This window comes from Bacillus kalamii (assembly GCF_047238185.1).
Classification (GTDB): Bacteria; Bacillota; Bacilli; order Bacillales; family DSM-1321; genus Bacillus_AD.
Genome location: NZ_JBDFMI010000001.1, coordinates 2,218,665 through 2,244,502, shown reverse-complemented (window position 1 = coordinate 2,244,502; position 25,838 = coordinate 2,218,665). Strand labels below are relative to the sequence as shown.

At 42.8% G+C, this 25,838-nt stretch carries 22 protein-coding genes; all 22 read left to right on the top strand.

Going from position 1 to position 25,838, the window contains the following annotated elements; genetic code table 11:
- Nucleotides 1–14 precede the first annotated feature (14 nt).
- The 22 genes from uppS to dpaB all read left to right on the top strand — a co-directional run bounded on the left by uppS (nucleotide 15) and on the right by dpaB (nucleotide 25,619).
- On the top strand, nucleotides 15–794 hold the full coding sequence (gene uppS, locus ABC357_RS11145; protein ID WP_412887571.1) for an undecaprenyl pyrophosphate synthase: 780 nt from the start codon (nucleotides 15–17) through the stop codon (nucleotides 792–794).
- A 79-nt stretch (nucleotides 795–873) separates the two neighbouring features.
- Nucleotides 874–1,665, top strand: a complete 792-nt coding sequence (locus ABC357_RS11140) for a phosphatidate cytidylyltransferase (RefSeq protein WP_412887570.1) — start codon at nucleotides 874–876, stop codon at nucleotides 1,663–1,665.
- Nucleotides 1,666–1,716: 51 nt separating this feature from the next.
- Nucleotides 1,717–2,862 carry a 1-deoxy-D-xylulose-5-phosphate reductoisomerase gene (dxr, locus tag ABC357_RS11135; RefSeq protein ID WP_412887569.1) on the top strand — a complete coding sequence of 382 codons (1,146 nt, stop codon included), beginning with the start codon at nucleotides 1,717–1,719 and terminating at the stop codon, nucleotides 2,860–2,862.
- A gap of 22 nt (nucleotides 2,863–2,884) precedes the next feature.
- A complete protein-coding gene (gene rseP, locus ABC357_RS11130) occupies nucleotides 2,885–4,144 on the top strand; it encodes an RIP metalloprotease RseP (RefSeq protein WP_412888641.1) in 1,260 nt (419 codons plus the stop codon).
- A 133-nt stretch (nucleotides 4,145–4,277) separates the two neighbouring features.
- Complete coding sequence (locus ABC357_RS11125; RefSeq protein WP_412887568.1) at nucleotides 4,278–5,975, top strand: proline--tRNA ligase; 1,698 nt, start codon at nucleotides 4,278–4,280, stop codon at nucleotides 5,973–5,975.
- Nucleotides 5,976–6,330: 355 nt separating this feature from the next.
- A complete protein-coding gene (locus tag ABC357_RS11120) occupies nucleotides 6,331–10,626 on the top strand; it encodes a PolC-type DNA polymerase III (RefSeq protein ID WP_412888640.1) in 4,296 nt (1,431 codons plus the stop codon).
- Nucleotides 10,627–10,952: 326 nt separating this feature from the next.
- Nucleotides 10,953–11,426, top strand: coding sequence for a ribosome maturation factor RimP (gene rimP / locus ABC357_RS11115; protein WP_412887567.1), 474 nt, complete (start codon nucleotides 10,953–10,955; stop codon nucleotides 11,424–11,426).
- A 36-nt stretch (nucleotides 11,427–11,462) separates the two neighbouring features.
- A complete protein-coding gene (gene nusA / locus ABC357_RS11110) occupies nucleotides 11,463–12,623 on the top strand; it encodes a transcription termination factor NusA (protein WP_412887566.1) in 1,161 nt (386 codons plus the stop codon).
- A gap of 14 nt (nucleotides 12,624–12,637) precedes the next feature.
- Nucleotides 12,638–12,913: an RNase P modulator RnpM gene (gene rnpM, locus ABC357_RS11105; RefSeq protein WP_412887565.1), complete on the top strand. Its 276-nt coding sequence runs from the start codon at nucleotides 12,638–12,640 to the stop codon at nucleotides 12,911–12,913.
- A gap of 4 nt (nucleotides 12,914–12,917) precedes the next feature.
- The gene (locus ABC357_RS11100) at nucleotides 12,918–13,220 is read left to right on the top strand and encodes a YlxQ family RNA-binding protein (protein WP_412887564.1); all 303 of its coding nucleotides are present in this window, start codon (nucleotides 12,918–12,920) and stop codon (nucleotides 13,218–13,220) included.
- A 19-nt stretch (nucleotides 13,221–13,239) separates the two neighbouring features.
- On the top strand, nucleotides 13,240–15,420 hold the full coding sequence (gene infB / locus ABC357_RS11095) for a translation initiation factor IF-2 (RefSeq protein ID WP_412887563.1): 2,181 nt from the start codon (nucleotides 13,240–13,242) through the stop codon (nucleotides 15,418–15,420).
- On the top strand, nucleotides 15,417–15,695 hold the full coding sequence (locus tag ABC357_RS11090; RefSeq protein ID WP_412887562.1) for a DUF503 domain-containing protein: 279 nt from the start codon (nucleotides 15,417–15,419) through the stop codon (nucleotides 15,693–15,695). Before infB ends, ABC357_RS11090 begins: the two co-directional genes overlap by 4 nt.
- 18 nt (nucleotides 15,696–15,713) lie before the next feature.
- Nucleotides 15,714–16,079, top strand: a complete 366-nt coding sequence (rbfA, locus tag ABC357_RS11085) for a 30S ribosome-binding factor RbfA (RefSeq protein ID WP_412887561.1) — start codon at nucleotides 15,714–15,716, stop codon at nucleotides 16,077–16,079.
- Nucleotides 16,080–16,235: 156 nt separating this feature from the next.
- Entirely contained in the window at nucleotides 16,236–17,153 is a 918-nt protein-coding gene (gene truB / locus ABC357_RS11080) for a tRNA pseudouridine(55) synthase TruB (RefSeq protein WP_412887560.1), read from the top strand.
- A gap of 37 nt (nucleotides 17,154–17,190) precedes the next feature.
- A complete protein-coding gene (locus ABC357_RS11075; protein WP_412887559.1) occupies nucleotides 17,191–18,132 on the top strand; it encodes a bifunctional riboflavin kinase/FAD synthetase in 942 nt (313 codons plus the stop codon).
- Nucleotides 18,133–18,270: 138 nt separating this feature from the next.
- Nucleotides 18,271–18,540, top strand: a complete 270-nt coding sequence (gene rpsO / locus ABC357_RS11070) for a 30S ribosomal protein S15 (protein ID WP_412887558.1) — start codon at nucleotides 18,271–18,273, stop codon at nucleotides 18,538–18,540.
- Nucleotides 18,541–18,854: 314 nt separating this feature from the next.
- Complete coding sequence (gene pnp / locus ABC357_RS11065) at nucleotides 18,855–20,969, top strand: polyribonucleotide nucleotidyltransferase (RefSeq protein ID WP_412887557.1); 2,115 nt, start codon at nucleotides 18,855–18,857, stop codon at nucleotides 20,967–20,969.
- Between the two features lie 268 nt (nucleotides 20,970–21,237).
- Nucleotides 21,238–22,197 carry a polysaccharide deacetylase family protein gene (locus ABC357_RS11060; RefSeq protein WP_412887556.1) on the top strand — a complete coding sequence of 320 codons (960 nt, stop codon included), beginning with the start codon at nucleotides 21,238–21,240 and terminating at the stop codon, nucleotides 22,195–22,197.
- A gap of 44 nt (nucleotides 22,198–22,241) precedes the next feature.
- Nucleotides 22,242–23,480 carry a M16 family metallopeptidase gene (locus ABC357_RS11055; protein WP_412887555.1) on the top strand — a complete coding sequence of 413 codons (1,239 nt, stop codon included), beginning with the start codon at nucleotides 22,242–22,244 and terminating at the stop codon, nucleotides 23,478–23,480.
- A 78-nt stretch (nucleotides 23,481–23,558) separates the two neighbouring features.
- Nucleotides 23,559–23,816: a YlmC/YmxH family sporulation protein gene (locus tag ABC357_RS11050; protein WP_412887554.1), complete on the top strand. Its 258-nt coding sequence runs from the start codon at nucleotides 23,559–23,561 to the stop codon at nucleotides 23,814–23,816.
- Nucleotides 23,817–24,126: 310 nt separating this feature from the next.
- A complete protein-coding gene (gene dpaA, locus ABC357_RS11045; RefSeq protein ID WP_412887553.1) occupies nucleotides 24,127–25,029 on the top strand; it encodes a dipicolinic acid synthetase subunit A in 903 nt (300 codons plus the stop codon).
- Complete coding sequence (gene dpaB, locus ABC357_RS11040) at nucleotides 25,026–25,619, top strand: dipicolinate synthase subunit B (protein WP_412887552.1); 594 nt, start codon at nucleotides 25,026–25,028, stop codon at nucleotides 25,617–25,619. The genes dpaA and dpaB overlap by 4 nt, the downstream gene beginning before the upstream one ends.
- Nucleotides 25,620–25,838: the final 219 nt, after the last annotated feature.

Here is a 25,838-nt window from a genome sequence, read left to right as displayed (position 1 = left end):
GGAGGACTTTTATTATGAAGGGTATATGGAAGCGTTGGTTTAAGAAAAATGCTTCTGCTAATATAGAAAGTGATAGCATAGAACAAATAAAGAAAGCCGGGGTTCCCCGGCATGTTGCCATTATAATGGATGGCAACGGACGCTGGGCAAAAAAACGGGCATTGCCAAGGATAGCAGGGCATCATGAAGGGATAAAAGTTGTACAAAGGATGACACGCTTCGCAAACACTTTGGGAGTTGAATTCCTTACTTTATATGCATTTTCCACAGAAAATTGGAAGCGTCCTGTATCAGAAGTCGATTATTTAATGAAAGCCCCGATCGAATTTTTAAATAAATATTTGCCAGAGCTTATTGAGGAAAATGTACAAGTGAAAATTATGGGCGATGTTGATAGTTTGCCTGCCAATACCAAGGCAGCAGTCCAAAAAGCGATGGATGATACTTCGCATAATACCGGACTTGTCTTGAATCTGGCCTTCAACTATGGGGGAAGGGCGGAAATATTGCAGGCTGTCCGGCAAATTGCCATGGATAGCAGAGAAGGCAATATATCTGCCGAAGAATTGAATGAAGATCTTTTCTCATCCCATTTAATGACGAAAGGGCTCCCAGACCCCGACTTATTGATACGGACAAGTGGAGAAATACGGTTAAGCAATTTCATGCTATGGCAGCTCGCTTATTCTGAATTCTGGTTTACACATGTATTATGGCCTGATTTCAGTGAAAAGGACTTCCTGGAAGCCATTAAGGAATACCAGCGAAGATCGCGGCGATATGGGGGCTTGTAAAGGTTATCAAACTGGGATGGTTGTCTGAAGAAGGCAATTTGAATGGTTAGCGAAACAGAAGGTGAGGATTAGACAGATTATGAAACAAAGAATAATTACCGCCATAATTGCCGCAGCTGTATTTCTTCCGGTAGTCGTGTACGGAGGATGGCTGTTTACTATTTTGATTTATCTTATGGCGACTGTTGGGTTGTATGAATTATTGAAAATGCACAAAATGCGGGTTTTATCGGTTCCAAGCATACTATCCTTTGTGATGCTATGGTTAGTATTGATTCCTGAATTATCCATGGATGTCCTATATGATATGGATCTAAACAAAATGACCATTATTCTAGTCGGTTTGCTTCTTCTACTGGCATATACCGTTTTTTCAAAGAATGCATTCACATTTGACGATGTCGGTTTTACAGTAGTTGCAGTTCTTTATACGGCAATGGGATTTTATTATATAATGGCTACAAGAGATATTGGGCTGGTCCATATATTCTTTGTACTGTTCACTCTATGGGCGACTGACTCTGGCGCTTATTTCGTAGGGCGTGCAATAGGGAAGAATAAATTATGGCCGGAAATATCCCCGAATAAGACAATTGAAGGAGCGCTTGGCGGCGTGGTTGCTGGTATGGCGGTTGCTTTAATTTTTGCTTTCTTCACAGATATTGATATGTCTGTAGGCAGAATGCTTATGTTGGGAATCGTCATTGCCATTTTTGGGCAAATAGGCGATTTGGTGCAATCTGCATTCAAACGGCATTATGGCGTGAAGGATTCAGGAAAACTATTGCCGGGCCACGGCGGCATATTGGACCGTTCCGATAGTTGGTTATTTGTGTTTCCTATTTTATATCTATTGCAATTATGGCAATGATAGGAAAATGCTTAGGGTTAAGTTGGCGCGAGAGATTGGGGGCACATAAAAATGAAAAAAATCAGTCTGTTAGGCGCGACTGGTTCAGTCGGGACTCAAACAGTAGAGATTATAAGAGAAAACAGAGATTTATTTGAATTGACGGCTTTTTCTGCCGGCAGGAACATAGAATTAACTAAAGAATTCATTAAGGAATTTTCTCCTAAGCTAGTTTCTGTCATAGAAAAAGAGGATTATGCTTCGTTGAAGCAGGAGTTCCCTCATACACATTTTTCATATGGGGAAGAGGGATTGGTCGAGGTGGCCGTCTATCCGGAAAGCGACATTGTAGTGACGGCGATTTTAGGGAGCGTAGGGTTATATCCCACTTTAATGGCCATACGGCAAGAAAAAGATATTGCATTGGCCAATAAAGAAACCCTTGTGACAGCAGGGCATCTTGTTATGGCGGAAGCAGAGAAATACGGTGTAAGAATTCTGCCGGTGGATAGTGAACATTCCGCGATTTTTCAAGCGTTGCAAGGCGAGCAGCATAAAAATATCGAAAGATTGATCATTACTGCATCCGGCGGAAGCTTCAGGGATTATTCCCGTGACCAATTAAAGGATGTAACAGTCGAACAAGCCTTGAATCATCCTAATTGGTCAATGGGGGCAAAAATTACCATTGATTCAGCTTCCATGATGAACAAAGGGCTTGAAGTGATTGAAGCCCATTGGCTATTCAACCTTCCATACGACCGTATTTCCGTTCTTTTGCATAAGGAAAGCACCATCCATTCCATGGTTGAATTCCATGATGGCAGCATTATCGGCCAGTTGGGAACGGCGGATATGAGAGTTCCGATCGGATATGCATTAATGTATCCCGATCGTTTAAAACATGCATCGAAGGAAAGACTAGATTTAGCAAAGATGGGTGCATTGCATTTCAAGGAAATGAGTTTTGAAAGATTTCCTTGCCTGCAATATGCGTATGATGCGGGAAAGGCGGGCGGCACAATGCCGACAGTATTGAACGCAGCCAACGAAGAAGCAGTTGCCTTATTCCTGAAAGGCCGCATCTCATTTCTTCAAATTGAAGAATTCATTAACCTGGCATTGGAAGATCACTCGACAATCATTAACCCGGATCTGGAAACGATCCTTGCAGTCGACAAACAAACAAGATCGTATATTCAATCAATAGTAAAATAGAGGTGGTGGATACGTGCAAACAATACAAACTGTTCTATCGTTTATCATAATTTTCGGTGCGTTAGTTTTTGTCCATGAATTAGGCCATTTAATTTTTGCGAAAAGGGCAGGGATTCTATGCCGTGAATTCGCTATTGGTTTCGGACCGAAAATACTCTCATTCATGAAGAATGAGACCGTTTATACGATCCGATTGCTGCCGATCGGCGGTTTTGTCCGCATGGCTGGAGAAGATGCTGAAATGATCGATATCAAACCCGGATACCGGGTAGGATTGAAATTAAACAGCGAGGGCCTTGTTCAGAAAATCATACTGAACAACAAGGATAAGTACCGGGATATCAAAGTGCTTGAAGTGGAAGAAATCGACCTTGAACAGAAATTGTTCATTAGAGGCTACGAGGAAGAAGATGACCAAACGATGCAAACCTTCCAGATTGACCGGAAGGCGATGATTGTTGAAGATGGGGTAGAGAATCAAATTGCGCCTTATGATCGGCAGTTTGCTTCAAAAAAACTAGGCCAGCGGACAATGGCTATTTTTGCCGGCCCGATGATGAACTTTATTTTCGCTATTGTCATCTTTACCGTGTTGGCAGCTGTCCAGGGTGTTGTTGTAGATGATGCGAAAATCGGTAAATTAACACCTGATGGAGCTGCGATTTCGTCAGGATTAAAAACAGGCGATGTTGTCCAGTCAATCGATGGAGCGGAAACATCTTCTTGGATGGATGTCCAGACTGAAATTCAAAAGCATCCAGGAAAAGAAATCACATTCTTGGTTGACCGGGACGGTAAGTCATTGGAGATTCCCGTTACACCAAAAGAGGTTGAAAGAGACAATAAAAAAGTTGGCGTGATAGGTGTATATCAGCCTACAGAAAAATCTTTTTCGCATATTTTGACATACGGATTCACAGAAACGTATGATTGGGTAATCAGAATTTTTAAAATGCTCGGCACAATCCTTACAGGACAATTTTCCATCAATGATCTATCCGGTCCTGTTGGCATTTATGTCTCAACTGAGGAAGTGGCCAAGTCCGGCATTTTGACACTTATGCGATGGGCGGGTGTTCTTAGTATCAATCTCGGAATCATGAATCTGCTGCCTATACCTGCGCTAGACGGTGGACGGCTATTGTTCTTCGGTGTCGAGGCGCTGAGAGGGAAGCCGCTTGACCGCCAAAAAGAAGGCATGGTCCACTTCATCGGGTTTGCGTTGTTGATGCTTCTGATGCTTGTAGTAACTTGGAACGACATTCAAAGATTTTTCCTTTAATTCTTGGCCTTGTATGGTAAAATGTTAAAAGCAGAAGCAGAAGTGAATGTAAGCTTTGTTTCTGCTTTTTTACATACGTAAAATAAAATACAACTATTATTCTTATTATAGATGCTAGTAGAAGAGGTGCATTATGAAACAATCGAAGATGTTTATCCCCACTTTAAGAGAAGTGCCGGCTGATGCGGAAGTGAAAAGCCATAAAGTTTTGCTCAGAGCCGGTTATATACGCCAAACGTCGAGCGGTGTATACAGTTACCTGCCATTGGCGCAAAAGGTTCTGAAAAAAATTGAACAGATTGTCCGTGAAGAGATGGATAATACCGGCGCGAACGAAATGCTGATGCCTTCATTGCAACAAGCGGAGTTATGGCAGGAATCTAAGCGCTGGTATTCATACGGACCTGAATTGATGCGTATGAAAGACAGAAACAATCGGGAATTTGCCTTGGGGCCAACTCATGAAGAAGTGATTACAAGTCTTGTAAGAGATGAGTTGAATTCCTATAAGAAGCTCCCGTTGACCATGTATCAAATTCAGACTAAGTTCCGTGATGAAAAACGCCCTCGATTCGGTCTTCTTCGTGGACGCGAATTTATTATGAAGGATGCTTATTCCTTCCATAGCAATCAGGAAAGCCTTGATGTCGTATACGATGATATCTTCCAAGCGTACAGCAACATCTTTACCCGCTGCGGATTGGATTTTCGTGCGGTTATCGCTGACAGCGGCGCAATGGGCGGGAAGGATACACATGAATTCATGGTTCTTTCCGAAATTGGCGAAGATACAATTGCGTATAGCGATTCTTCCGATTTTGCTGCCAATATTGAAATGGCGCCTGTCGTAGCATCGTATGAAAAAAGCGATGAAGCGATGAAGGCAATGGAAAAAGTGGCGACTCCAGACCAAAAAACGATCGAAGATGTTTCGGCGTTCTTGAATGCAGAAGCGACTTCTTGCATCAAATCTATGCTGTTTAAAGTGGACGAAGAGTTCGTATTGGTCCTTGTACGGGGCGACCATGAAGTGAATGACATAAAAGTAAAGAATTTGCTAAATGCATCTGTCGTAGAACTTGCGCTTCCGGAAGAAACAGTGCAAGTATTAAAATGTGAAACAGGCTCGTTAGGACCTGTAAACGTAAAAGACGTAAAGATCATCGCTGACCATGCAGTTGAGAGCATCGTGAACGGAGTATGCGGAGCAAATGAGCCGGGATATCATTATGTGAATGTGAATAGCGGCCGTGATTTTACCGTAGATACATTTGCCGATCTTCGCTTTATCCAAGAAGGAGACAAATCCCCTTGCGGCAATGGAACGATTCGTTTTGCGAAGGGCATTGAAGTGGGACATGTCTTCAAGTTGGGCACAAGATATAGTGAAGCAATGGGAGCTACATTCTTGGATGAAAATGGAAGAAGCCAGCCGATGATCATGGGCTGCTACGGAATTGGTGTTTCAAGAACATTAGCTGCAGCAGCAGAGCAATATAATGATGAGCAAGGGCTTGTTTGGCCAAAACAATTGGCGCCGTTCCATATACATGTCATTCCTGTCAATGTGAAAAATGAGGAACAAACCAAACTGGCTGATATGCTATATGCCCGATTGCAAAGCGAAGGCTACGACGTATTAATGGATGACCGGAATGAACGCCCAGGGGTGAAATTTACTGATTCTGAACTGATCGGCCTTCCGGTCCGGATTACAGTTGGGAAAAAAGCGGCAGAAAATATCGTGGAAGTGAAAGACCGCAAAACAGGAGAGTTAGAAGAGGTCCATATTGATGAGCTTTCTTCTGTTATTGAGCGCATTTTAGGTTAATCATTCTGTAGAAAGAAAGTTGGCATAATCTTGTTGCATTATGCCGACTTTTTTTATGCAAGTTAAGCCTGTTTTGAGTGTAGCAAAGGGGCAAAGCCCTGCAGAAAGATGGCGCCAAGCGAGCGGGCCAGTAATAGGCAACGGAGAGCAAATAAAGGATTCTTTATGGATAAAGTTCTGGAAACATCCCGCTTTTTGGAAAGGAAAAGGGTTTGCCCTGTTCATTAAAAGTACGGATAATGTGTTATAATAACCACTGTTATAGAAAAATAAAAATGGTATTTCTGTTCGGTCGCCAGACATTTAATCATAGAGAAGAACGTAAGAAAGAGGGGGAGTTTAGTTGGATCATAACATGCAGGAAGGTAGAGAGAGATTTCAACTCTTACTCCAGCAGCTGCAATTAACCGAAGATCATTTTGTAAAGTATTTTGAGCAGGCTGAGATTGCCAAGCTTAGCATCGAACGCTCATCAAAAAGATGGCATTTCCACTTTTTGGTGGACCAGATTCTGCCTTGCGATGTGCAGACTGTATTTTCAGCACAATTGACAAAATCGTTTTCACATATAGCCAATGTTTCATATACGATGGATGCGAGAAATCAGGATGTTTCCCCAGAACGGATCCAGGAATATTGGAACCACTGCATAAAAGAACTCGAAGGTGCATCTCCCGCCTTATTAGGTCTATTAAACGAACAGGTTCCCAAGATCTCTGGCACAAAACTGATTGTCCATGCAAGAAACCATGCCGAAGCAGGGCAGCTCAAAAATAAATATTCTGGCTGGATATCATCCGTCTACCAAAATTACGGTTTCCCTCAACTTCATTTAGATGTAGAAATAAAAGAACAAACCGAAGAATATACACAGTTTCTGGCCCAAAAGCAGAAGGAAGATGCTGAAAAGGCGCAAGCGGCTGTTGTTGAGATGCAGAAGAAGGAAAGCGAGTCAGCGAATGCACCTGAATGGGAAGGTCCGCTTAAAATTGGTTATACAATCAAGGATGATGCTGATTTTAAACGGATGGAAGAGATTATTGATGAAGAACGCCGCATTGCCGTGGAAGGATACGTCTTCTTTGCAGAAACGAAAGAGCTGCGGAGCGGAAGAACACTGCTCACCTTTAAAATGACGGATTATACGAGCTCTATCATGGTCAAGGTATTTTCACGCGATAAAGAAGATGCTGCAATGCTGAATGCAGTGAAAAAAGGAATGTGGCTCCGTGCGCAAGGAAGCATCCAAAATGATACTTTTATCCGCGACCTTGTTATGATGGCTAATGATATCAATGAAATGAAAGCGCCGCAGCGGATCGATAGCAGTGCTGAAAAACGGGTGGAATTGCATCTTCATACGCCGATGAGCCAAATGGATGCGGTCAGTTCTGTATCTGATTTGGTTTCCCAAGCGAAAAGATGGGGTCATAAAGCAATTGCCATAACCGATCATGCGGGTGCCCAATCATTCCCTGAAGCATTTGCAGCGGGCAAGAAGAATGATATTAAAATATTGTATGGCGTCGAAGCAAACTTGGTTGATGATGGAGTGCCGATCGCTTATAATCCGACACACCGCCTGTTGGATGACAGCACGTATGTTGTATTCGATGTAGAAACCACAGGGTTATCGGCTGTATATGATACGATTATTGAACTTGCAGCTGTTAAGGTGAAAAATGGTGAGATTATCGATACGTTCGAGGCTTTTGCTAATCCGCACCACCCACTGTCGGCAACAACCATTGAACTGACAGGCATTACGGATGATATGGTGAGGGATGCTCCGGAAATAGGCACTGTCCTGAAACGTTTCAAAGAATGGGCCGAAGATGATATCTTGGTTGCCCACAATGCTAGTTTCGATATGGGCTTTTTGAATGTGGGCTATAAAAAGATTGGCTATGAACGTGCCGCCAACCCAGTCATCGATACGTTGGAGTTGGGCCGTTTTCTCTATCCAGAAATGAAAAGCCATCGGCTGAATACATTAGCGAAAAAATTTGATATCGATCTGACCCAGCATCACCGAGCTATTTATGATGCCGAGGCCACTGGGCACCTTCTGATTAAAATGCTGAAGGATGCTGCTGAAAAAGAAATTGCCTATCATGATGATTTTAATGAACATATGGGAGAGGGAAAAGCCTATCAGCGTTCCCGCCCATACCACTGCACCATTTTGGCGAAGACAGAAGAGGGGCTGAAAAACCTCTTTAAATTAATTTCATTTGCCCATATCAATTATTTTTATCGTGTACCGCGCATTCCGCGTTCAGTCCTTTCGAAATACCGTGAAGGCCTGATTATTGGTTCTGCGTGCGATAAAGGGGAAGTATTTGAAGGGATGATGCAAAAATCCCCTGACGAAGTGGAGAAAATTGCAGAGTTCTATGATTATTTCGAAGTGATGCCGAAGGAAGTATACGCCCACTTAATCGAAATGGAATATGTCCGTGATGAACGGTCGCTTGAGGCAATCATCGGCAATATCGTCAAGCTTGGCAAAAAAATGAATAAACCTGTCGTGGCAACAGGGAATGTCCATTACCTGAATCCGAATGACAAGATTTACAGAAAGATACTGGTCAATTCACAAGGCGGAGCAAATCCCCTAAACCGGCATAAATTGCCGGATGTCCATTTCCGGACAACCAATGAAATGCTCGACTGCTTCAAGTTTCTTGGAGAGGACACTGCTAAAGAGATTGTTATCAATAATCCGAACAAAATCGCTGACTTGATCGATGAAATCAAGCCGATCAAGGATGATCTTTACACGCCTAAAATTGAAGGGGCCGAAGATGAAATACGCAATATGAGCTATGATATGGCCAGAAGTATATATGGCGATGACCTTCCTGAAATTGTGACAGCGCGTTTGGAGAAGGAGCTAAAAAGCATCATTGGCCATGGTTTCGCTGTTATCTATTTGATATCGCATAAATTGGTAAAAAAATCGTTGAATGATGGCTATCTGGTAGGTTCGCGTGGATCGGTCGGCTCTTCCCTTGTAGCGACTATGACGGAGATTACAGAAGTGAATCCATTGCCTCCGCATTATGTATGCCCTGAGTGCAAGCATTCAGAATTCTTCGATGACGGGTCGGTCGGTTCCGGCTTTGATTTGCCGGATAAAGATTGTCCGCAATGCGGAACGGCTTACACGAAGGACGGGCACGATATTCCATTTGAAACATTCCTTGGCTTTAAAGGGGATAAGGTCCCCGATATCGATTTGAACTTTTCCGGTGAATACCAGCCGCAAGCGCATAATTACACAAAAGTGTTGTTCGGTGAGGATTATGTATATCGTGCAGGTACAATCGGAACAGTTGCCGAAAAAACGGCATATGGATATGTTAAAGGGTATGCAAGCGACCACAATCTTCACATACGCAATGCGGAAGTGGACCGCCTTGTCGCAGGCTGTACAGGCGTTAAGCGGACGACTGGGCAGCATCCCGGCGGAATTATCGTAGTGCCGGATTATATGGACATATTCGACTTTTCGCCTATCCAATATCCAGCCGACAGCCAAACCTCTGAATGGAGGACCACGCACTTTGATTTCCATTCCATTCATGATAATGTACTGAAACTAGATATACTAGGCCACGATGATCCGACTGTGATACGGATGCTTCAAGATTTAAGCGGAATCGATCCGAAGACGATTCCGACAGATGATCCGGAAGTCATGAAAATATTCAGCGGTCCGGAATCGCTGGGCGTTACAGAGGATCAAATCATGTGCAAGACCGGTACACTTGGCATACCGGAATTTGGTACGCGCTTTGTCCGCCAGATGCTTGAAGATACGAAGCCGACAACATTCTCGGAGCTAGTGCAAATTTCAGGATTGTCGCACGGTACGGACGTTTGGCTATCCAATGCGCAGGAATTGATCGCGAATAAAATCTGTACGTTGAGTGAAGTAATTGGGTGCCGTGATGATATTATGGTGTACTTGATCTATCAAGGCCTCGACCCTTCACTTGCCTTCAAAATTATGGAATCCGTCCGTAAAGGGAAAGGGCTATCAGATGAATTCGAGGAAGAAATGCGGAAAAATGAAGTGCCTGAATGGTATATTGATTCCTGTAAGAAAATCAAATATATGTTCCCTAAAGCGCATGCTGCCGCATACGTTCTAATGGCAGTGCGGATTGCATACTTCAAGGTCCATCATGCCTTACTGTATTATGCGGCGTATTTCACAGTCCGTGCTGAAGATTTCGATATTGAGGCGATGACTAGAGGGTCAATGGCAATCCGTGCAAAGCTGGAGGAGATTAATGCCAAAGGCCTCGACGCTTCTCCAAAGGAAAAAAATACTCTGACAGTATTAGAGCTTGCGCTGGAAATGTGTGAGCGGGGTTACTCCTTCCAAAAGGTTGACCTTTATAAATCCCAGGCGTCCGAATTCCTGATTGAAGGCGATTCTTTGATTCCGCCTTTCAACTCAATTCCCGGTCTCGGAACGAACGCCGCCATCAATATAGTGAATGCCCGTAAAGATGGAGAATTCCTGTCCAAGGAGGATCTTCAAAAACGAGGCAAGGTTTCAAAAACAATTCTTGAATATCTGGAGAAACAGGGCTGCCTCGATGCACTTCCCGACCAGAACCAATTGTCTCTGTTTTAAATAGATGCAAAAACTTGACAAAGCAGAGGGGCCTAATTGCCGCCTATTTGCATAAATAAAGGCTTTATGGTATATTTTAAGAAGAATGATTGATGACGAGAAACAAACGGAGAGTGGGGAAACCCACTCTTTCGTATTGTATCGCCCTATTTTTACCATGATGAAATGATCCAGAGTATGAATCCAGCTTCTGTGAAAGCATAAAGAATATACGTTCTTTGTACATATTTCAGCCTATATCATCAGTAAAAAATACGTTCATGCTTATTTAGCTCAATCACTTACAACAATGAAAATGAAAAAGTATTTGGAATAGGAGGGATGGTATGAGCAAAAAGGTTACAGATATCGTCGAAGGGCTGTTGACAGATATCCTAGAACAAGAAAAACTTGAATTGGTAGATATTGAGTTTGTAAAAGAAGGGAAAAATTGGTTCTTGCGTGTATTTATCGATAAGGAATCAGGTGTTGATATTGAGGAATGCGGCATCGTCAGTGAAAAACTAAGTGAAAAGCTTGATGAAGTCGATCCGATCGAGCAGAATTATTTCCTTGAAGTTTCATCTCCGGGAGCCGAGCGTCCATTGAAAAAAGAAAAAGATTTCCTTAATTCGATCGGTAAGCACGTAAATGTCAAGACGTATGAACCGATAGAAGGCAGCAAGGAATTCGAAGGGACTTTGCTTTCATACAACGAAAAAGAGATTACTCTTTCAATAAAGATCAAAACAAGAACGAAAGAAATTTCTATACCGACTGAAAAGGTTGCTAAGGCAAGGCTTGCTGTCACTTTTTCATAATACACAAGAAATATACCGAGTCAGGGGGATTTAACAATGAGTAGTGAATTATTGGATGCTCTTCTTCTTTTGGAGAAGGAAAAGGGTATTTCCAGAGATGTTATAATAGAGGCAATTGAAGCTGCATTGGTGTCTGCATATAAGCGTAACTTCAACCAAGCGCAGAATGTCCGTGTGGATTTAAATTTAGGCACAGGCACTATGCGTGTGCTTGCACGTAAAGAAGTAGTGGACCAAGTATTTGATTCACGCCTCGAAATTTCTTTAGAGGATGCTAGAAGAATCAACCCTAATTATGTGGTTGAAGATGTAGTCGAAATGGAAGTGACACCGAAGGACTTCGGCCGGATCGCTGCACAGACTGCCAAGCAGGTTGTTACACAACGTGTCCGTGAAGCTGAAAGAGGAATTATTTACTCAGAGTTCATCGATCGTGAAGAAGACATTATGAATGGAATCGTCCAACGTGTCGATAACAGATATATTTATGTAAGCCTCGGCAAAATCGAAGCTTTGCTTCCTGCAAGCGAACAAATGCCGAATGAACAATACAAGCCCCATGACCGCATCAAAGTGTTTATCACAAAAGTGGAAAAAACGTCAAAAGGGCCGCAAATCTTTGTCAGCAGAACACATCCTGGCTTATTGAAGCGCCTGTTCGAAACAGAAGTTCCTGAAATTTTTGATGGAACGGTTGAAATTAAATCCGTTGCCCGCGAGGCAGGGGATCGTTCAAAAATCTCTGTTCATACTGATGTTGAAAATGTTGATCCTGTCGGCGCTTGCGTCGGTCAAAAAGGGCAGCGTGTCCAAGTAATCGTGAACGAACTTAAAGGTGAAAAAATCGATATCGTAGAGTGGTCAGAGGATCCGGTTGAGTTCGTTGCGAATGCTCTAAGCCCATCCAAAGTATTGGAAGTCCTTGTCAATAAAGAAGAAAAGGCGACAACTGTAATTGTTCCTGATTACCAGTTATCGTTAGCCATCGGCAAACGGGGCCAAAATGCTCGCCTAGCAGCTAAATTGACAAACTGGAAAATCGATATTAAGAGTGAAACGGATGCACGTGAAGCAGGCATTTACCCTGTTGAGCATCAAGAAGCAGCAGAAGAAGAAGAGGCTTTCTTAAGCCAAGCAAGCATTGAAGAGAGTTACGATGACTTATACAATCATGACCATGAAGAAAATCTTGATTGATAGAGGTGAATAAGATGTCGACTCGCAAAAAGATTCCAATGCGAAAATGCGTGGTAACCGGGGAGATGAAGCCGAAGAAAGAAATGGTGCGCATTGTACGCTCCAAAGAAGGCGACGTTTCTATAGACCTGACCGGTAAAAAATCTGGGCGTGGTGCCTATGTGTCCCTTGATCGCGAGGCGATTTTGGCAGCACAGAAGAAGGATGCGCTAGCCCGCCATCTTGAAGCGAAAATCGAACCAGGGCTGTATGAAGACCTGCTCGATCTAGTACAAAAGGAGAAGCTGTAAACAAATGAATCAACCTCAATGGGCCTCTCTGTTGGGCTTAGCCAACAGAGCCAGAAAAATCATATCCGGTGAAGAACTTGTTGTAAAGGAAGTTCGCAGTGGAAAAGCCAAATTGGTTCTTTTGTCAAAAGACGCTTCCTCCAATACGGAAAAAAAGATAACCGATAAATGCAATTACTACAATGTGCCTCTAATGAAAGTGGAAAGTAGAGATCAACTTGGTCACGCAATTGGCAAAGATCATCGCGTGGTTATCGCCGTGCTTGACGATGGTTTCGCCAACAAGTTGAAAACATTGCTGCATTAATTTATACGGGGGTGAACGTATGACAAAAATACGTGTGTATGAATACGCAAAAAAACATAATGTTTCAAGCAAAGAGATTATTGAAAAGCTAAAAGAAATGAATATAGAGGTAACCAATCATATGTCAACTATGGAAGATCCCGCTGTACAAAAACTAGACCAAAAATATGAAAAGAAAAATGTGAACAATGCATCCGCAGATAACCAATCAAGGGATGAAAAGGTTGCCATTGAAAACAAATATGAAGACCGCCATGACGAGAACAGCGTCAATAAACAGAAATTAAAGAAAAAAGCAACGGTGAAACCTGGCACAGGGAACAACAAAAAGCCGGGCGGCAACCAAACACCTTTCAACAAAAACAAGAAGCGCAATGGCAAAAAGCAGCATAATACAAACAAAACACCGCAAATGCATACTCCTAGAAAAGAGAGGGAGCTTCCTAAGAAGATTACATTCACAGATTCTTTGACGGTTGGTGAATTGGCTAAAAAATTGCACCGTGAGCCTTCAGAAATCATCAAAAAGTTATTTATGCTAGGTGTAATGGCCACAATCAACCAAAGCCTTGAAAAAGATGCAATCGAATTGATCTGCGGCGATTATGGTGTAGAGGTTGAAGAGGAAATCAAAATCGATATGACAGACCTTGAAGCGTATACGGCAAGTGAAGAAAATGCCGCTGAAAATACGGAAGAACGTCCGCCAGTCGTTACAATCATGGGACACGTCGACCATGGTAAAACCACATTGCTTGACAGTATCCGCAATACGAAAGTAACCGAAGGCGAAGCCGGCGGAATCACTCAGCATATCGGTGCATATCAAGTAACGGTCAATAATAAAAAAATCACATTCCTTGATACACCGGGACATGCTGCATTTACAACGATGCGTGCGCGCGGAGCGAAAATAACGGATATTACGATCATTGTTGTGGCAGCCGATGACGGTGTTATGCCTCAGACAATCGAAGCGATCAACCATGCAAAAGCAGCTGAAGTGCCAATCATTATCGCTGTCAATAAAATGGATAAAGAAGCGGCCAACCCTGACCGTGTTATGCAGGAATTGACAGAACACGGCCTTGTTCCAGAAGCATGGGGAGGAGACACAATCTTTGTGCCAATCTCTGCTAAAAAGGGCCAAGGAATCGATGAATTGCTTGAAATGATCCTGCTTGTAAGTGAAGTGGAAGAATATAAAGCGAACCCGAATAAATTGGCTACCGGTTCTGTTATTGAGGCGCAGCTTGATAAAGGCCGTGGACCTGTCGCGACATTGCTTGTCCAAAACGGTACATTGCGAATCGGCGATCCAATCGTTGTCGGTTCATCTTTCGGCCGTGTACGTGCAATGGTCAATGACCTTGGACGCCGCGTAAAAGATGCTGCACCATCCACACCGGTTGAGATTACTGGTTTAAATGAAGTGCCTCAGGCTGGGGATTTATTTGTAGTCTTTAAAGATGAAAAAACGGCCCGCCACGTGGGAGAAGAACGAGCTCAACAGCAAGTTCAATCACAACGGAATGAAAAAGCAGTCGTTACGCTTGATAATTTGTTCGAACAAATGAAACAAGGCGATGTGAAGGAAATCAATCTAGTCGTTAAAGCAGATGTTCAAGGCTCTGCCGAAGCATTGGCTGCATCTCTACAAAAAATCGATGTGGAAGGCGTAAAAGTTAAAATCATCCACAGCGGCGTAGGTGCCATCAATGAACATGACATTATGCTTGCGACTGCTTCCAATGCGATCGTTATCGGTTTCAATGTCCGTCCGGATGTTAATGCGAAGCGTGCTGCCGAATCGGAAAAAGTGGATGTGCGCCTGCACAGCATCATCTATAAAGTAATCGATGAAATCGAATCTGCAATGAAGGGAATGCTAGATCCTGAATTTGAAGAGAAAATCATCGGACAAGCGGAAGTCCGCACGACATTCAAAGTGTCCAAAGTCGGAACTATTGCTGGTTCATATGTGATAGACGGTAAAATCACACGTGACAGCGGCGTCCGTCTAATCCGCGATGGCGTTGTCATTTATGAGGGCGAAATCGATGCATTGAAACGTTTCAAGGACGATGCGAAAGAAGTGGCCCAGGGCTATGAGTGCGGTATTACAATCAAGAACTTCAATGATGTTAAAGAAGGCGATATTATTGAAGCATATGTAATGGAAGAAATCGAACGCAAGTGATTGTCTCAGTAGAATTTGAAGCCATCATATATGATGCCCACTCGCTCAAGGATAAACGGGGGGTCATGCAACGAATTCTAAGAAGGCTTTCGCAAAAGTACAATGTGGCCGTGGCGGAAGTTGATTACCAGGATCTGTGGCAGAGGACAAAAATTGTCATAGTGACGGTGGGTGCTTCGCATGCGGCCGCAGAAAAAGAATTGCAGCAGGCATTGAAATTTGTGGATTCCTTTCCTGAAATGGAGAGGACCATAACGGAATTTCAATGGGTATAATATAGACGAGGTGATAGTATGAGCCTTCGTGCAAATCGTGTTGGAGAACAGATGAAAAAAGAATTGACCGATATTATTGGGCGCAAATTAAAAGACCCAAGAATCGGCTTTGTGACTGTGACAGATGTAAGAGTGACCGGCGATCTTCAGCAAGCAACTGTGTACGTTTCGGTGCTTGGCAACGAAGAACAAAAGCAAGCCACTTTAATCGGCCTTTCAAAGGCAAAAGGATTTATCCGATCTGAAATCGGCAAGCGAATCCGTCTGCGAATCACGCCTGAAATTACATTTGAATGGGATTCATCAATAGATTATGGTAATAAAATCGAAAATTTAATTCACCAAATCCATGCTGAAACAGACGATAAACAAAACGAAGAGTAATATCGATCCAACAAGGATCGGTCTAGGTGGAGAAAACCTTTATAAGGAGATCTTCATGTAAAAGGCTGGCTTCCGAGCATTGTGTATGCATGCTTCCGAAGCCAGCTTTTTTTAAAGCAAAATCGATAAGAATGCAATAGGAAGAGGTGGATTCAAATGGAAGGCATTTTGCCTTTGTTGAAGCCGGCAGGTATGACGTCGCATGATTGTGTGTTTAAATTGCGGAAAATTCTCCGCACAAAAAAAGTTGGCCATACTGGGACTCTGGATCCTGATGTGACGGGAGTACTGCCAATATGCATAGGAAGGGCGACCAAAGTTGCCGAGTATTTGACAGATGCAGGAAAAAGCTATGAAGGTGAAGTGACAATAGGCTTCTCGACAACAACAGAAGACCGTTCCGGTGATACAGTGGAATCCGCTCCTGGCATGAAAACCATCAGCCGTGCAGATATATTAGCTGTACTGCAATCGTTCACCGGGCAAATTGAACAAACGCCGCCGATGTATTCTGCCGTTAAAGTAAATGGGAAAAAGCTTTATGAATATGCCAGGGCAGGGATTGAAGTAGAGCGGCCGACAAGGACGGTCACTATATATTCAATTGAGCTGCTCGATGACCGTGAAGTATTCACTGGAGAAACGATCCAGTTCCGTTTCCGTGTATCTTGTTCAAAAGGGACCTATATACGTACACTTGCTGTCATGATAGGGGAAGCGTTAGGGTATCCGGCCCATATGTCCTATTTGAGAAGGATCCAGTCGGCAGGCTTCGATCTGGATGAATGCTATACGTTGGAGCAGGTTGCGGAAACTGCTGAAAGAGGACAAGCCCAGGACCTTCTGAAGCCTCTTGAGAGGGGGTTGGAGCATCTGCCTAGCCTGGTTGTATCAGAAGAAGCTGCCAGCAAGGTCATCAACGGAGCTGTTCTTGAAAAGCCGGAAGCAGTTTCTACCCAACCTGGCGAACCATTTGTTATACTATATAAAGGAGCTGCGCTTGCTGTGTATAAAGTGCATGAACATAAATGCAATTGCATGAAACCGGTTAAAGTGCTGCGGACAACCATATAAATGAAAAGATTGGTTCTTTTGGAAAGAGGAGAGGGCATTGAACGTAATTAAATTAGAACATCCTCATACGTATAATAAATATGATTTTCCGCCTTTATCGATTGCTCTTGGCTTTTTTGACGGTGTTCACCTTGGCCATCAGCAAGTGATTCGATCAGCAATCGCCACAGCAAAGGAGAATGGCTGGAAATCAGCTGTTATGACATTTAATCCTCATCCTCTTGCTGTTCTGAAAAAGGGACAGGCTGTACACTATATTACTTCGTTGCAGGATAAAGTGTCTTTAATTGAAAATCTCGGGGTGGATTACCTATTCATTTGCAATTTTACAGAAGCGTTTGCTTCTGTTAGCCCACAGGCTTTTGTCGATGAGTTTTTAATAGGTTTGAACGTCAAGCATGTAACAGCTGGCTTTGATTATTCCTATGGTAAATTCGGGAAAGGAACAATGGAAACACTTCCTGAACATGCACACGGCGCCTTTACGCAAACAACAATCGGACGGATTGATATGGAAGATGAGAAAGTAAGCAGCACCCGTATCCGCAAGGCATTGAGCGAAGGGCAGATGGATGCATTTAAGCAATTGACCGGCCGCTATTATACAACAACAGGAATTGTCGTACACGGAGAAAAGCGGGGAAGAGAATTGGGATTCCCAACAGCGAACACGGAGATTGGGGACAATGTAATCATTCCTTCCATAGGCATATACGCGGTTCGGGTCTTGGTGGATGGCATTTGGCACCGGGGGGTATGCAGTGTCGGCTATAAGCCAACCTTCCATGATGAGCATCCAGATATCCCATTCGTAGAGGTATATATTATTGATTTCGACCAGACCATTTATGATGATAAAATAACAATTGAATGGCATAAGCGCCTAAGAGGAGAAATCAAATTCACTTCTGTTGATGCATTGATCGACCAAATAACGGCGGATACAGAGAATACCAAACAATATTTTAATAAAATATGATCTCCGCCTTGATTTTTCATGCATTTACGAGTATGATAAAGGACGTATTAAAAAATGAACCGATGTCTTGGCTAGTCGAATCACCAACGCTATGCTCAGCACCAGGGGATTTTTAAAAAATTTATGAGGTGAAAAAGAATGGCAATTACACAAGAACGCAAAAACGAAATCATCGCAGAATACAAAACGCATGCAAACGATACTGGATCTCCAGAAGTTCAAATCGCTGTTTTGACTGCAGAAATCAACGCTCTTAACGAGCACTTACGTATCCATAAGAAAGATCACCACTCACGTCGCGGTCTTTTGAAAATGGTTGGTAAACGTCGTAACCTTCAAACTTACCTACGTAACAAAGATGTTGCTCGTTACCGCGAACTAATCAACAAACTTGGTTTACGTCGATAATTCTAAAGGCTCTGTAAAAGGCCTTTAACGCCAGTGGGGCATTCCCCACCTTACAAAAAGCGGGATTTTTCCCGCTTTTTTCTTGTAAATACAGAAAATAGTTCTAAAAGCGGCTTAAAAATTAAATAATTGGTCAAAATAGAAAAAATGTGCATACATATTTATTTTAATACTGTTAATGATACATTTTTTCGTGCATAATAAAAATAGTGTGATTAAGTAAACAAGAGCTTTTACATATATGAAAGTGTGAAGAAATTCGTATAACGTATTCATATTCTCGTTTATAGATTGTAGAGAGGGGTTTTGAAAAAATGGATCAAACAAAAAAGACATTTTCCATCGATTGGGCTGGACGAACGCTGACTGTGGAAATTGGTCAATTAGCTAAACAGGCAAGCGGTGCAGCATTAATTCGATACAACGATACAGCAGTATTAAGTACCGCTGTAGCATCAAAAGATCCCAAGACAGTGGATTTCTTTCCGCTGACTGTGAACTATGAAGAAAGATTATATGCAGTAGGTAAAATTCCAGGAGGATTCATTAAACGGGAAGGGCGCCCTAGTGAAAAGGCGATCTTGGCTAGCCGCTTAATCGACCGTCCTATCCGTCCATTGTTCGCAGACGGTTTCCGTAACGAAGTCCAGGTAGTGAGCACTGTAATGAGTGTCGATCAGGACTGCTCTTCAGAAATGGCAGCTATGTTTGGATCTTCATTGGCTCTTTCTATCTCAGATATTCCATTTGAAGGCCCAATTGCAGGTGTGATCGTTGGGCGTATCGATGATAAATTCATCATCAATCCAACTGTTGAACAAATGGAAGCAAGCGATATCAATTTAACGGTTGCGGGTACGAAAGATGCAATCAATATGGTTGAGGCTGGCGCTAATGAAGTGCCTGAAGAAGTCATGCTTGAAGCAATCATGTTCGGACATGATGAAATTAAACGTCTAATTGCGTTCCAGGAAGAAATTGTCGCAGAAGTCGGCAAAGAAAACCGCGAAATCGCCTTGTATGAAATTGATTCAGAGCTTTTGGCAGAAGTGACTGCCATGTGTGAAGAGGATATCAATAAAGCAGTACAAGTGCAGGAGAAACATGCACGTGAAGAGGCTATTTCAGCAGTGAAAGAAAGAGTAGTTGCACACTACGAGGAACAGGAAGCGGAAGATGCTGATTTAAAACAAGTGAAGGAAATCCTGAATAAGCTTGTGAAAAATGAAGTGCGCCGCTTGATCACAGAAGAAAAGGTCCGCCCAGATGGACGTAAACCGGATGAAATCCGTCCGTTATCTTCTGAGACTGGCCTTCTTGCCCGTACGCACGGATCTGGTTTGTTTACCCGTGGACAAACTCAAGCCTTATCAATTTGTACTCTTGGCGCCCTTGGGGATGTCCAAATTTTGGACGGACTTGGTGTGGAAGAATCAAAACGCTTTATGCACCATTATAATTTCCCTCCATACAGCGTAGGGGAAACAGGATTCATGCGCGGCCCTGGCCGACGCGAAATTGGCCATGGTGCATTGGGTGAACGTGCCCTTGAACCGGTTATTCCTTCTGAAAAAGATTTCCCATATACGGTCCGCCTTGTTTCTGAGGTGTTGGAATCGAACGGTTCCACTTCACAGGCGAGCATCTGTGCAAGCACGCTAGCAATGATGGATGCAGGTGTACCGATCAAAGCCCCTGTCGCAGGTATTGCAATGGGCCTAGTTAAAAAGGATCAGCACTATACAATCTTAACGGATATCCAAGGGATGGAAGACCATCTTGGCGATATGGATTTCAAAGTGGCTGGTACGGCAAAAGGTGTTACTGCCCTGCAAATGGACATTAAGATCGACGGCCTTTCAAGAGAGATTTTAGAGGAAGCATTACAGCAAGCGAAAAAAGGAAGAATGCATATCCTTGATTCCATGCTGGCTACTCTTGGGAAACCTCGTGAAGAGCTGTCTAAATATGCACCGAAGATTTTGACGATGACAATCAATCCGGATAAAATCCGCGACGTCATTGGGCCAAGCGGCAAACAAATCAATAAGATCATTGAAGAGACTTCTGTCAAGATTGACATTGAACAAGATGGAACCATCTTTATTTCTTCTACTGTTGAAGAAAATAACCGCAGAGCAAAACAAATCATCGAAGATTTAGTGCGTGAAGTCGAAGTCGGTAAAACGTATCTTGGCAAAGTGAAGCGCATTGAAAAATTCGGCGCGTTTGTAGAAATCTTTAGCGGTAAAGACGGATTGGTTCACATTTCTGAATTAGCGCTTGAGCGTGTAGGGAAAGTGGAAGACGTTGTTAGCATCGGTGATGACTTACTTGTCAAAGTGACAGAGATCGATAAGCAAGGTAGAGTAAATCTATCCCATAAAGCTGTTTTGAAAGAACAAAAAGAAGCAGAACAAATGAGCTAATGTTCGCTCCTATTAAAACCGTGGTGCAGAACCACGGTTTTTTTCTGTTTAGGATCATCTTATTTTAATGCAGGCGCTTCTATCGGCAGGCTTGTTTTCATAAAACTGTACAAAGGATGTTTTGGATTTGCCAAAATGACAAAAGATAAAACAAACACGTTTTGATTCGATTATTCAAAGCCGATCTGCTTTAAGGCTAAATAGGGAAAAGAGGCAGATGCAAGCAGATAATCGGACAAGAGTGCATTTTATGAGGGAGGTCCAATGGATGAAGGGACATGTTAAGCATGCGGCCATTATTTGTGCGATTAGTGGCATTTCCTTGTTGTCAATGCAAACGCCAGCAATCAGTACATATCTCACAACAATGAAATACGAAGCCGTTTCAGCAAGTGCCAAGCAAGATGGATTGCTACAGGAAATCCGCACTAAAGCTAAGAAATATGAAGTTGCGCCAAAAGATGCTATGATAGATTCTGTGTGGAAGACAGTACCGGGATATAATGGCCTCAAGGTCGATATTAAGGCTTCCTATGCCGTAATGAGGAAGAAAGGCTTCTTTGATGAAAAAAAGCTGATTTATAAACAAGTCCGCCCGAACGTCCATCTTTCACAATTGAAGGCTGAACCGATTTACAGAGCGCATCCTGAGAAACCGGTTGCGTCGCTCTTAATCAACGTGGCTTGGGGAAACGAATATATTCCATCCATATTATCCACCTTGAAAAACAACCATGTAAAAGCTACTTTCTTCTTGGAAGGGCGCTGGACAAAAAATAATCCAGAGATTGCAAAGATGATTGTAGAGGCAGGGCACGAAGTCGGGAACCACTCGTATACACATCCTAATCTTGAGAATTTATCATCCGGCCTTACACGTAAAGAATTAAAAGAGACCAATGCGGTCATTAAAGCAGTCACCGGAAAAGAGTGTACTTTATTTGCGCCTCCAAGCGGCGCGTTTAGAAGTGACACTGTTACTATCGCCGATGAGCTAGGAATGGATACAATTATGTGGAGTGTGGATACCATCGATTGGCAAAAACCGTCTCCGGCCGTTTTGACGGAACGGGTACTGAGCAAACTTCATAACGGAGCTTTCATCCTTATGCATCCGACCGATCCTACAGCTAAATCTCTTGACTCGCTTATTAAGAATATCAAGAAGCAACAGTATGAGATCAGCACAGTTTCTGATGCATTGTCGGAGGAAAGGATCATCCGATGAAAAATAATATAGAAAAACACAGCAGGAAACAGGGAGGAACTACATTGATTAAAAAATACACATGCAGCAATGGTGCGAGGATCGTTTTAGAAAATATACCGACAGTCCGTTCTGTTGCTATTGGTTTATGGATTAAAGCAGGTTCCATTAATGAAAATGAAGCAAATAACGGAATTTCTCATTTTCTTGAACATATGTTCTTTAAGGGAACCGAAACACGTAACGCAAAAGAAATTGCAGAGGCGTTTGACAGCATTGGCGGCCAAGTGAATGCTTTTACTTCAAAAGAATATACATGCTATTATGCAAAAGTGCTTGATAATCATGCAAGCTTTGCCTTAAATGTACTAAGCGACATGTTTTTCCACTCTGTTTTTGATGAAGAAGAATTGAAAAAGGAAAAGAATGTTGTACTGGAAGAAATCAAGATGTATGAGGATACACCTGATGACATCGTCCACGATCTATTGAGTAAAGCCATTTACGAAAACCATCCGCTTGCTTATCCAATCCTTGGGACAGAGGCTACGTTGTCGACATTCACAAGTGATACGTTGAAACAGTATGTGAATAATATGTATACGCCGGACCGCTTGGTCATTTCCGTTGCCGGCAATGTCGATGAATCATTCATTAAAGAAGTGGAAGCATTGTTCGGCCACTACGAAGCTACACAGCAGAAGGAAAGTGCAGTAGTGGCTCCTGTATTCCATTACAATACATTGCAGCGAAAAAAAGAGACAGAGCAGGCGCATCTTTGCTTAGGGTATAACGGGCTGCCGATCGGTTCGCCGAACGCTTACAGTTTAATCGTCATGAATAACATTCTCGGCGGCAGCATGAGCAGCAGGCTTTTTCAGGAAGTGCGGGAACAACGAGGATTAGCATATTCTGTTTACTCCTATCATTCCGGATATCAGGACAGCGGCATGGTGACCGTCTATGGGGGGACAGGAGCCCAGCAAATGGATGTGCTTTTTGAAACAATACAGCAGACGATCGATACATTCAAAGCAGATGGCATTACGGAAAAGGAACTGAAAAACAGTAAAGAGCAATTAAAGGGCAATTTAATGTTGAGCCTCGAAAGCACAAATAGCCGCATGAGCCGGAATGGGAAAAATGAATTGATGCTGGGCAAGCACCGGTCGCTTGATGAGATGGTTGAATTGATTGATGCTGTCACACAGGAAAGTGTTTCCGAGATCACTAATAAAGTATTTACAGATGAGCATGCAATGGCTTTTATATCACCTGTCGAAGATTGGAAAAAGAACAACTGATAATTTTTAGATAATCACTTCTAACACCACGCCTATTTCTATATGAATGTAATAGGAACATAAAAAGAGGTGATGGGATTGCGGCTGAGTGAACTGAGCGGCAAGGAAATTGTCGATGTCAAACGGGCCGAACGGCTGGGAGTATTAGGTCAAACCGATTTGGAAATCAATGAAAATGGACAAATTGTGGCTCTAATTATTCCCTCTGTAAAATGGTTCGGCTTTAAAAAAAATGGCAACGAAATTCGTGTGCCATGGAGGCATATAAAAAAAATCGGTGCCGATATGATCATTATCGATATTCCCGAAACTCAATATGAGGATTCGGCCAATTAAAAAATCAGGCGTCTCTTAATTCAAAGAGGCGTCTTCTTTTGTTGTGAACAAGAAAAGATTCAGCTTTAGCACCGGTCGCCGGTCAGGAGCGTCCCTGTTGAATCGTATATGGATGGGCCTCTATTTTCGTGAAGGAGGCTGAAGCATTGGCTGTATCCAATCTACAAAAAAATCGTTTTGGTTTGCTGGACCCTTTAGATGACAGGCGTATATATATTGACAAACACCTATTTAGGCGATGCTTCATATGATGGGTAGGGAAAATGAAAAGAAGTATCCCAATATTTCCTTAAGAAGCAGGTGATGTAATATGCTTACCGGTATGCAAATTGCGATAATTGGCGGAGATGCCCGCCAGTTGGAAGTGATTAAAAAGTTGATAGAACAGGACGCAAAGGTTTCATTAATCGGTTTCGAACAGCTTGACCATGCTTTTTCAGGGGCAACAAAGGAAAAAATAGATGAAATTGATTTTTCGGAAATAGACGGCATCATTCTTCCGGTTTCGGCAACGAATGCAGAAGGGAAAGTAGAGACCATTTTTTCTAATGAAAACGTAATCCTGAAAGCTGAACATCTGAAGAAATCAACAAACCATTGCGTTGTCTATTCAGGAATCAGCAATGAATACCTTGACGGTATAACGAAAGAAGCGGGCCGCAAACTCGTTAAACTTTTTGAACGTGATGATGTTGCTATATATAACAGTATCCCAACAGTGGAAGGCACGATCATGATGGCAATCCAGCATACGGATTTCACCATCCATGGAAGTAAGGTAATGGTCCTTGGTTTCGGAAGAACGGGAATGAGCGTTTCCCGGACGTTCCAGGCATTGGGTGCGGATGTGCAGGTTGGTGTCAGAAAATCAGAACATATTGCCAGAATAACTGAAATGGGAATGAAACCGTTTCTACTGGGGAATTTGGCCGATCGAGTGAAAGACATAGACATATGCATTAATACAATACCAGTTCCAATTGTGAGCGCCCGAGTAATTGCATCCATGCCTGCCCATACACTTATCATAGATTTGGCTTCCAAGCCTGGCGGTACGGATTTCCGTTATGCAGAGAAGAGAGGCATAAAAGCATTATTGGCGCCCGGCTTGCCCGGAATAGTTGCCCCTAAGACCGCAGGCCGAATTTTAGCAAATGTATTGAATCAATTGCTCCAGGAGGATGTTCAAAAAAGAAAGGGGAAAGGGAAATGAGTTTAAAAGGAAGACGGATCGGATTTGGTGTCACCGGATCGCATTGTACGTATGATGCTGTGTTTCCGGAAATCGAGCGGTTGGTCAATGAAGGGGCGGAAGTCATTCCTATCGTGACTGCCACTGTCCAGCATACAAACACGAGATTCGGCGACGGTGAAGACTGGGTAAAACGATTTGAGACCATCACCGGGCACAAGGTGATAGACAGTATAGTAAAAGCAGAGCCATTGGGCCCTAAAATGCCTCTGGACTGCATGGTCATTGCGCCTCTAACCGGCAACTCAATGAGCAAGTTTGCCAATGCACTGACAGATAGCCCGGTCTTAATGGCCGCCAAAGCTACATTGCGCAATTACCGGCCAGTGGTTCTTGGCATTTCAACCAATGACGCGCTCGGATTGAACGGTGTCAACCTGATGAAGCTGATGGCAGCAAAAGATATCTATTTTATCCCTTATGGGCAGGATGATCCTCACAATAAGCCCAAGTCGATGGTTTCGGATATGACGTTAATCCGTGACACGATTGAAGCGGCAATTGATGGCAAACAATTGCAGCCAGTTGTCATCGAGCGATCCGGTAAGTAATGGTTATCCTATAAAAAACCGCCATTTTTTGAAAAATTAAAATATTTATTCCTTTCTTTTCATGCATAATATGATAAAATCAAATAAATCTTTTAGTTAAAATAATAAATATATAGGCATTTGCTATTTATGTAGAGCGGATTTAAACGTACAATGTAGGAGATGGCACATTCGGTTTCATCAACTATGCAATTATTTGGATCAGTAATCAAGATAGCA

Bases quoted from the DNA above. Each gene is read 5' to 3' on its own strand.
- dpaA (WP_412887553.1), top strand. From the start codon at position 24,127: ATGCTTACCGGTATGCAAATTGCGATAATTGGCGGAGATGCCCGCCAG.
- truB (WP_412887560.1), top strand. From the start codon at position 16,236: ATGGAAGGCATTTTGCCTTTGTTGAAGCCGGCAGGTATGACGTCGCAT.
- rbfA (WP_412887561.1), top strand. From the start codon at position 15,714: ATGAGCCTTCGTGCAAATCGTGTTGGAGAACAGATGAAAAAAGAATTG.
- dpaB (WP_412887552.1), top strand. From the start codon at position 25,026: ATGAGTTTAAAAGGAAGACGGATCGGATTTGGTGTCACCGGATCGCAT.
- ABC357_RS11120 (WP_412888640.1), top strand. From the start codon at position 6,331: ATGCAGGAAGGTAGAGAGAGATTTCAACTCTTACTCCAGCAGCTGCAA.
- pnp (WP_412887557.1), top strand. From the start codon at position 18,855: ATGGATCAAACAAAAAAGACATTTTCCATCGATTGGGCTGGACGAACG.
- dxr (WP_412887569.1), top strand. From the start codon at position 1,717: ATGAAAAAAATCAGTCTGTTAGGCGCGACTGGTTCAGTCGGGACTCAA.
- ABC357_RS11125 (WP_412887568.1), top strand. From the start codon at position 4,278: ATGAAACAATCGAAGATGTTTATCCCCACTTTAAGAGAAGTGCCGGCT.
- rimP (WP_412887567.1), top strand. From the start codon at position 10,953: ATGAGCAAAAAGGTTACAGATATCGTCGAAGGGCTGTTGACAGATATC.
- ABC357_RS11060 (WP_412887556.1), top strand. From the start codon at position 21,238: ATGAAGGGACATGTTAAGCATGCGGCCATTATTTGTGCGATTAGTGGC.
- uppS (WP_412887571.1), top strand. From the start codon at position 15: ATGAAGGGTATATGGAAGCGTTGGTTTAAGAAAAATGCTTCTGCTAAT.
- rnpM (WP_412887565.1), top strand. From the start codon at position 12,638: ATGTCGACTCGCAAAAAGATTCCAATGCGAAAATGCGTGGTAACCGGG.
- nusA (WP_412887566.1), top strand. From the start codon at position 11,463: ATGAGTAGTGAATTATTGGATGCTCTTCTTCTTTTGGAGAAGGAAAAG.
- rpsO (WP_412887558.1), top strand. From the start codon at position 18,271: ATGGCAATTACACAAGAACGCAAAAACGAAATCATCGCAGAATACAAA.
- infB (WP_412887563.1), top strand. From the start codon at position 13,240: ATGACAAAAATACGTGTGTATGAATACGCAAAAAAACATAATGTTTCA.
- ABC357_RS11140 (WP_412887570.1), top strand. From the start codon at position 874: ATGAAACAAAGAATAATTACCGCCATAATTGCCGCAGCTGTATTTCTT.
- ABC357_RS11100 (WP_412887564.1), top strand. From the start codon at position 12,918: ATGAATCAACCTCAATGGGCCTCTCTGTTGGGCTTAGCCAACAGAGCC.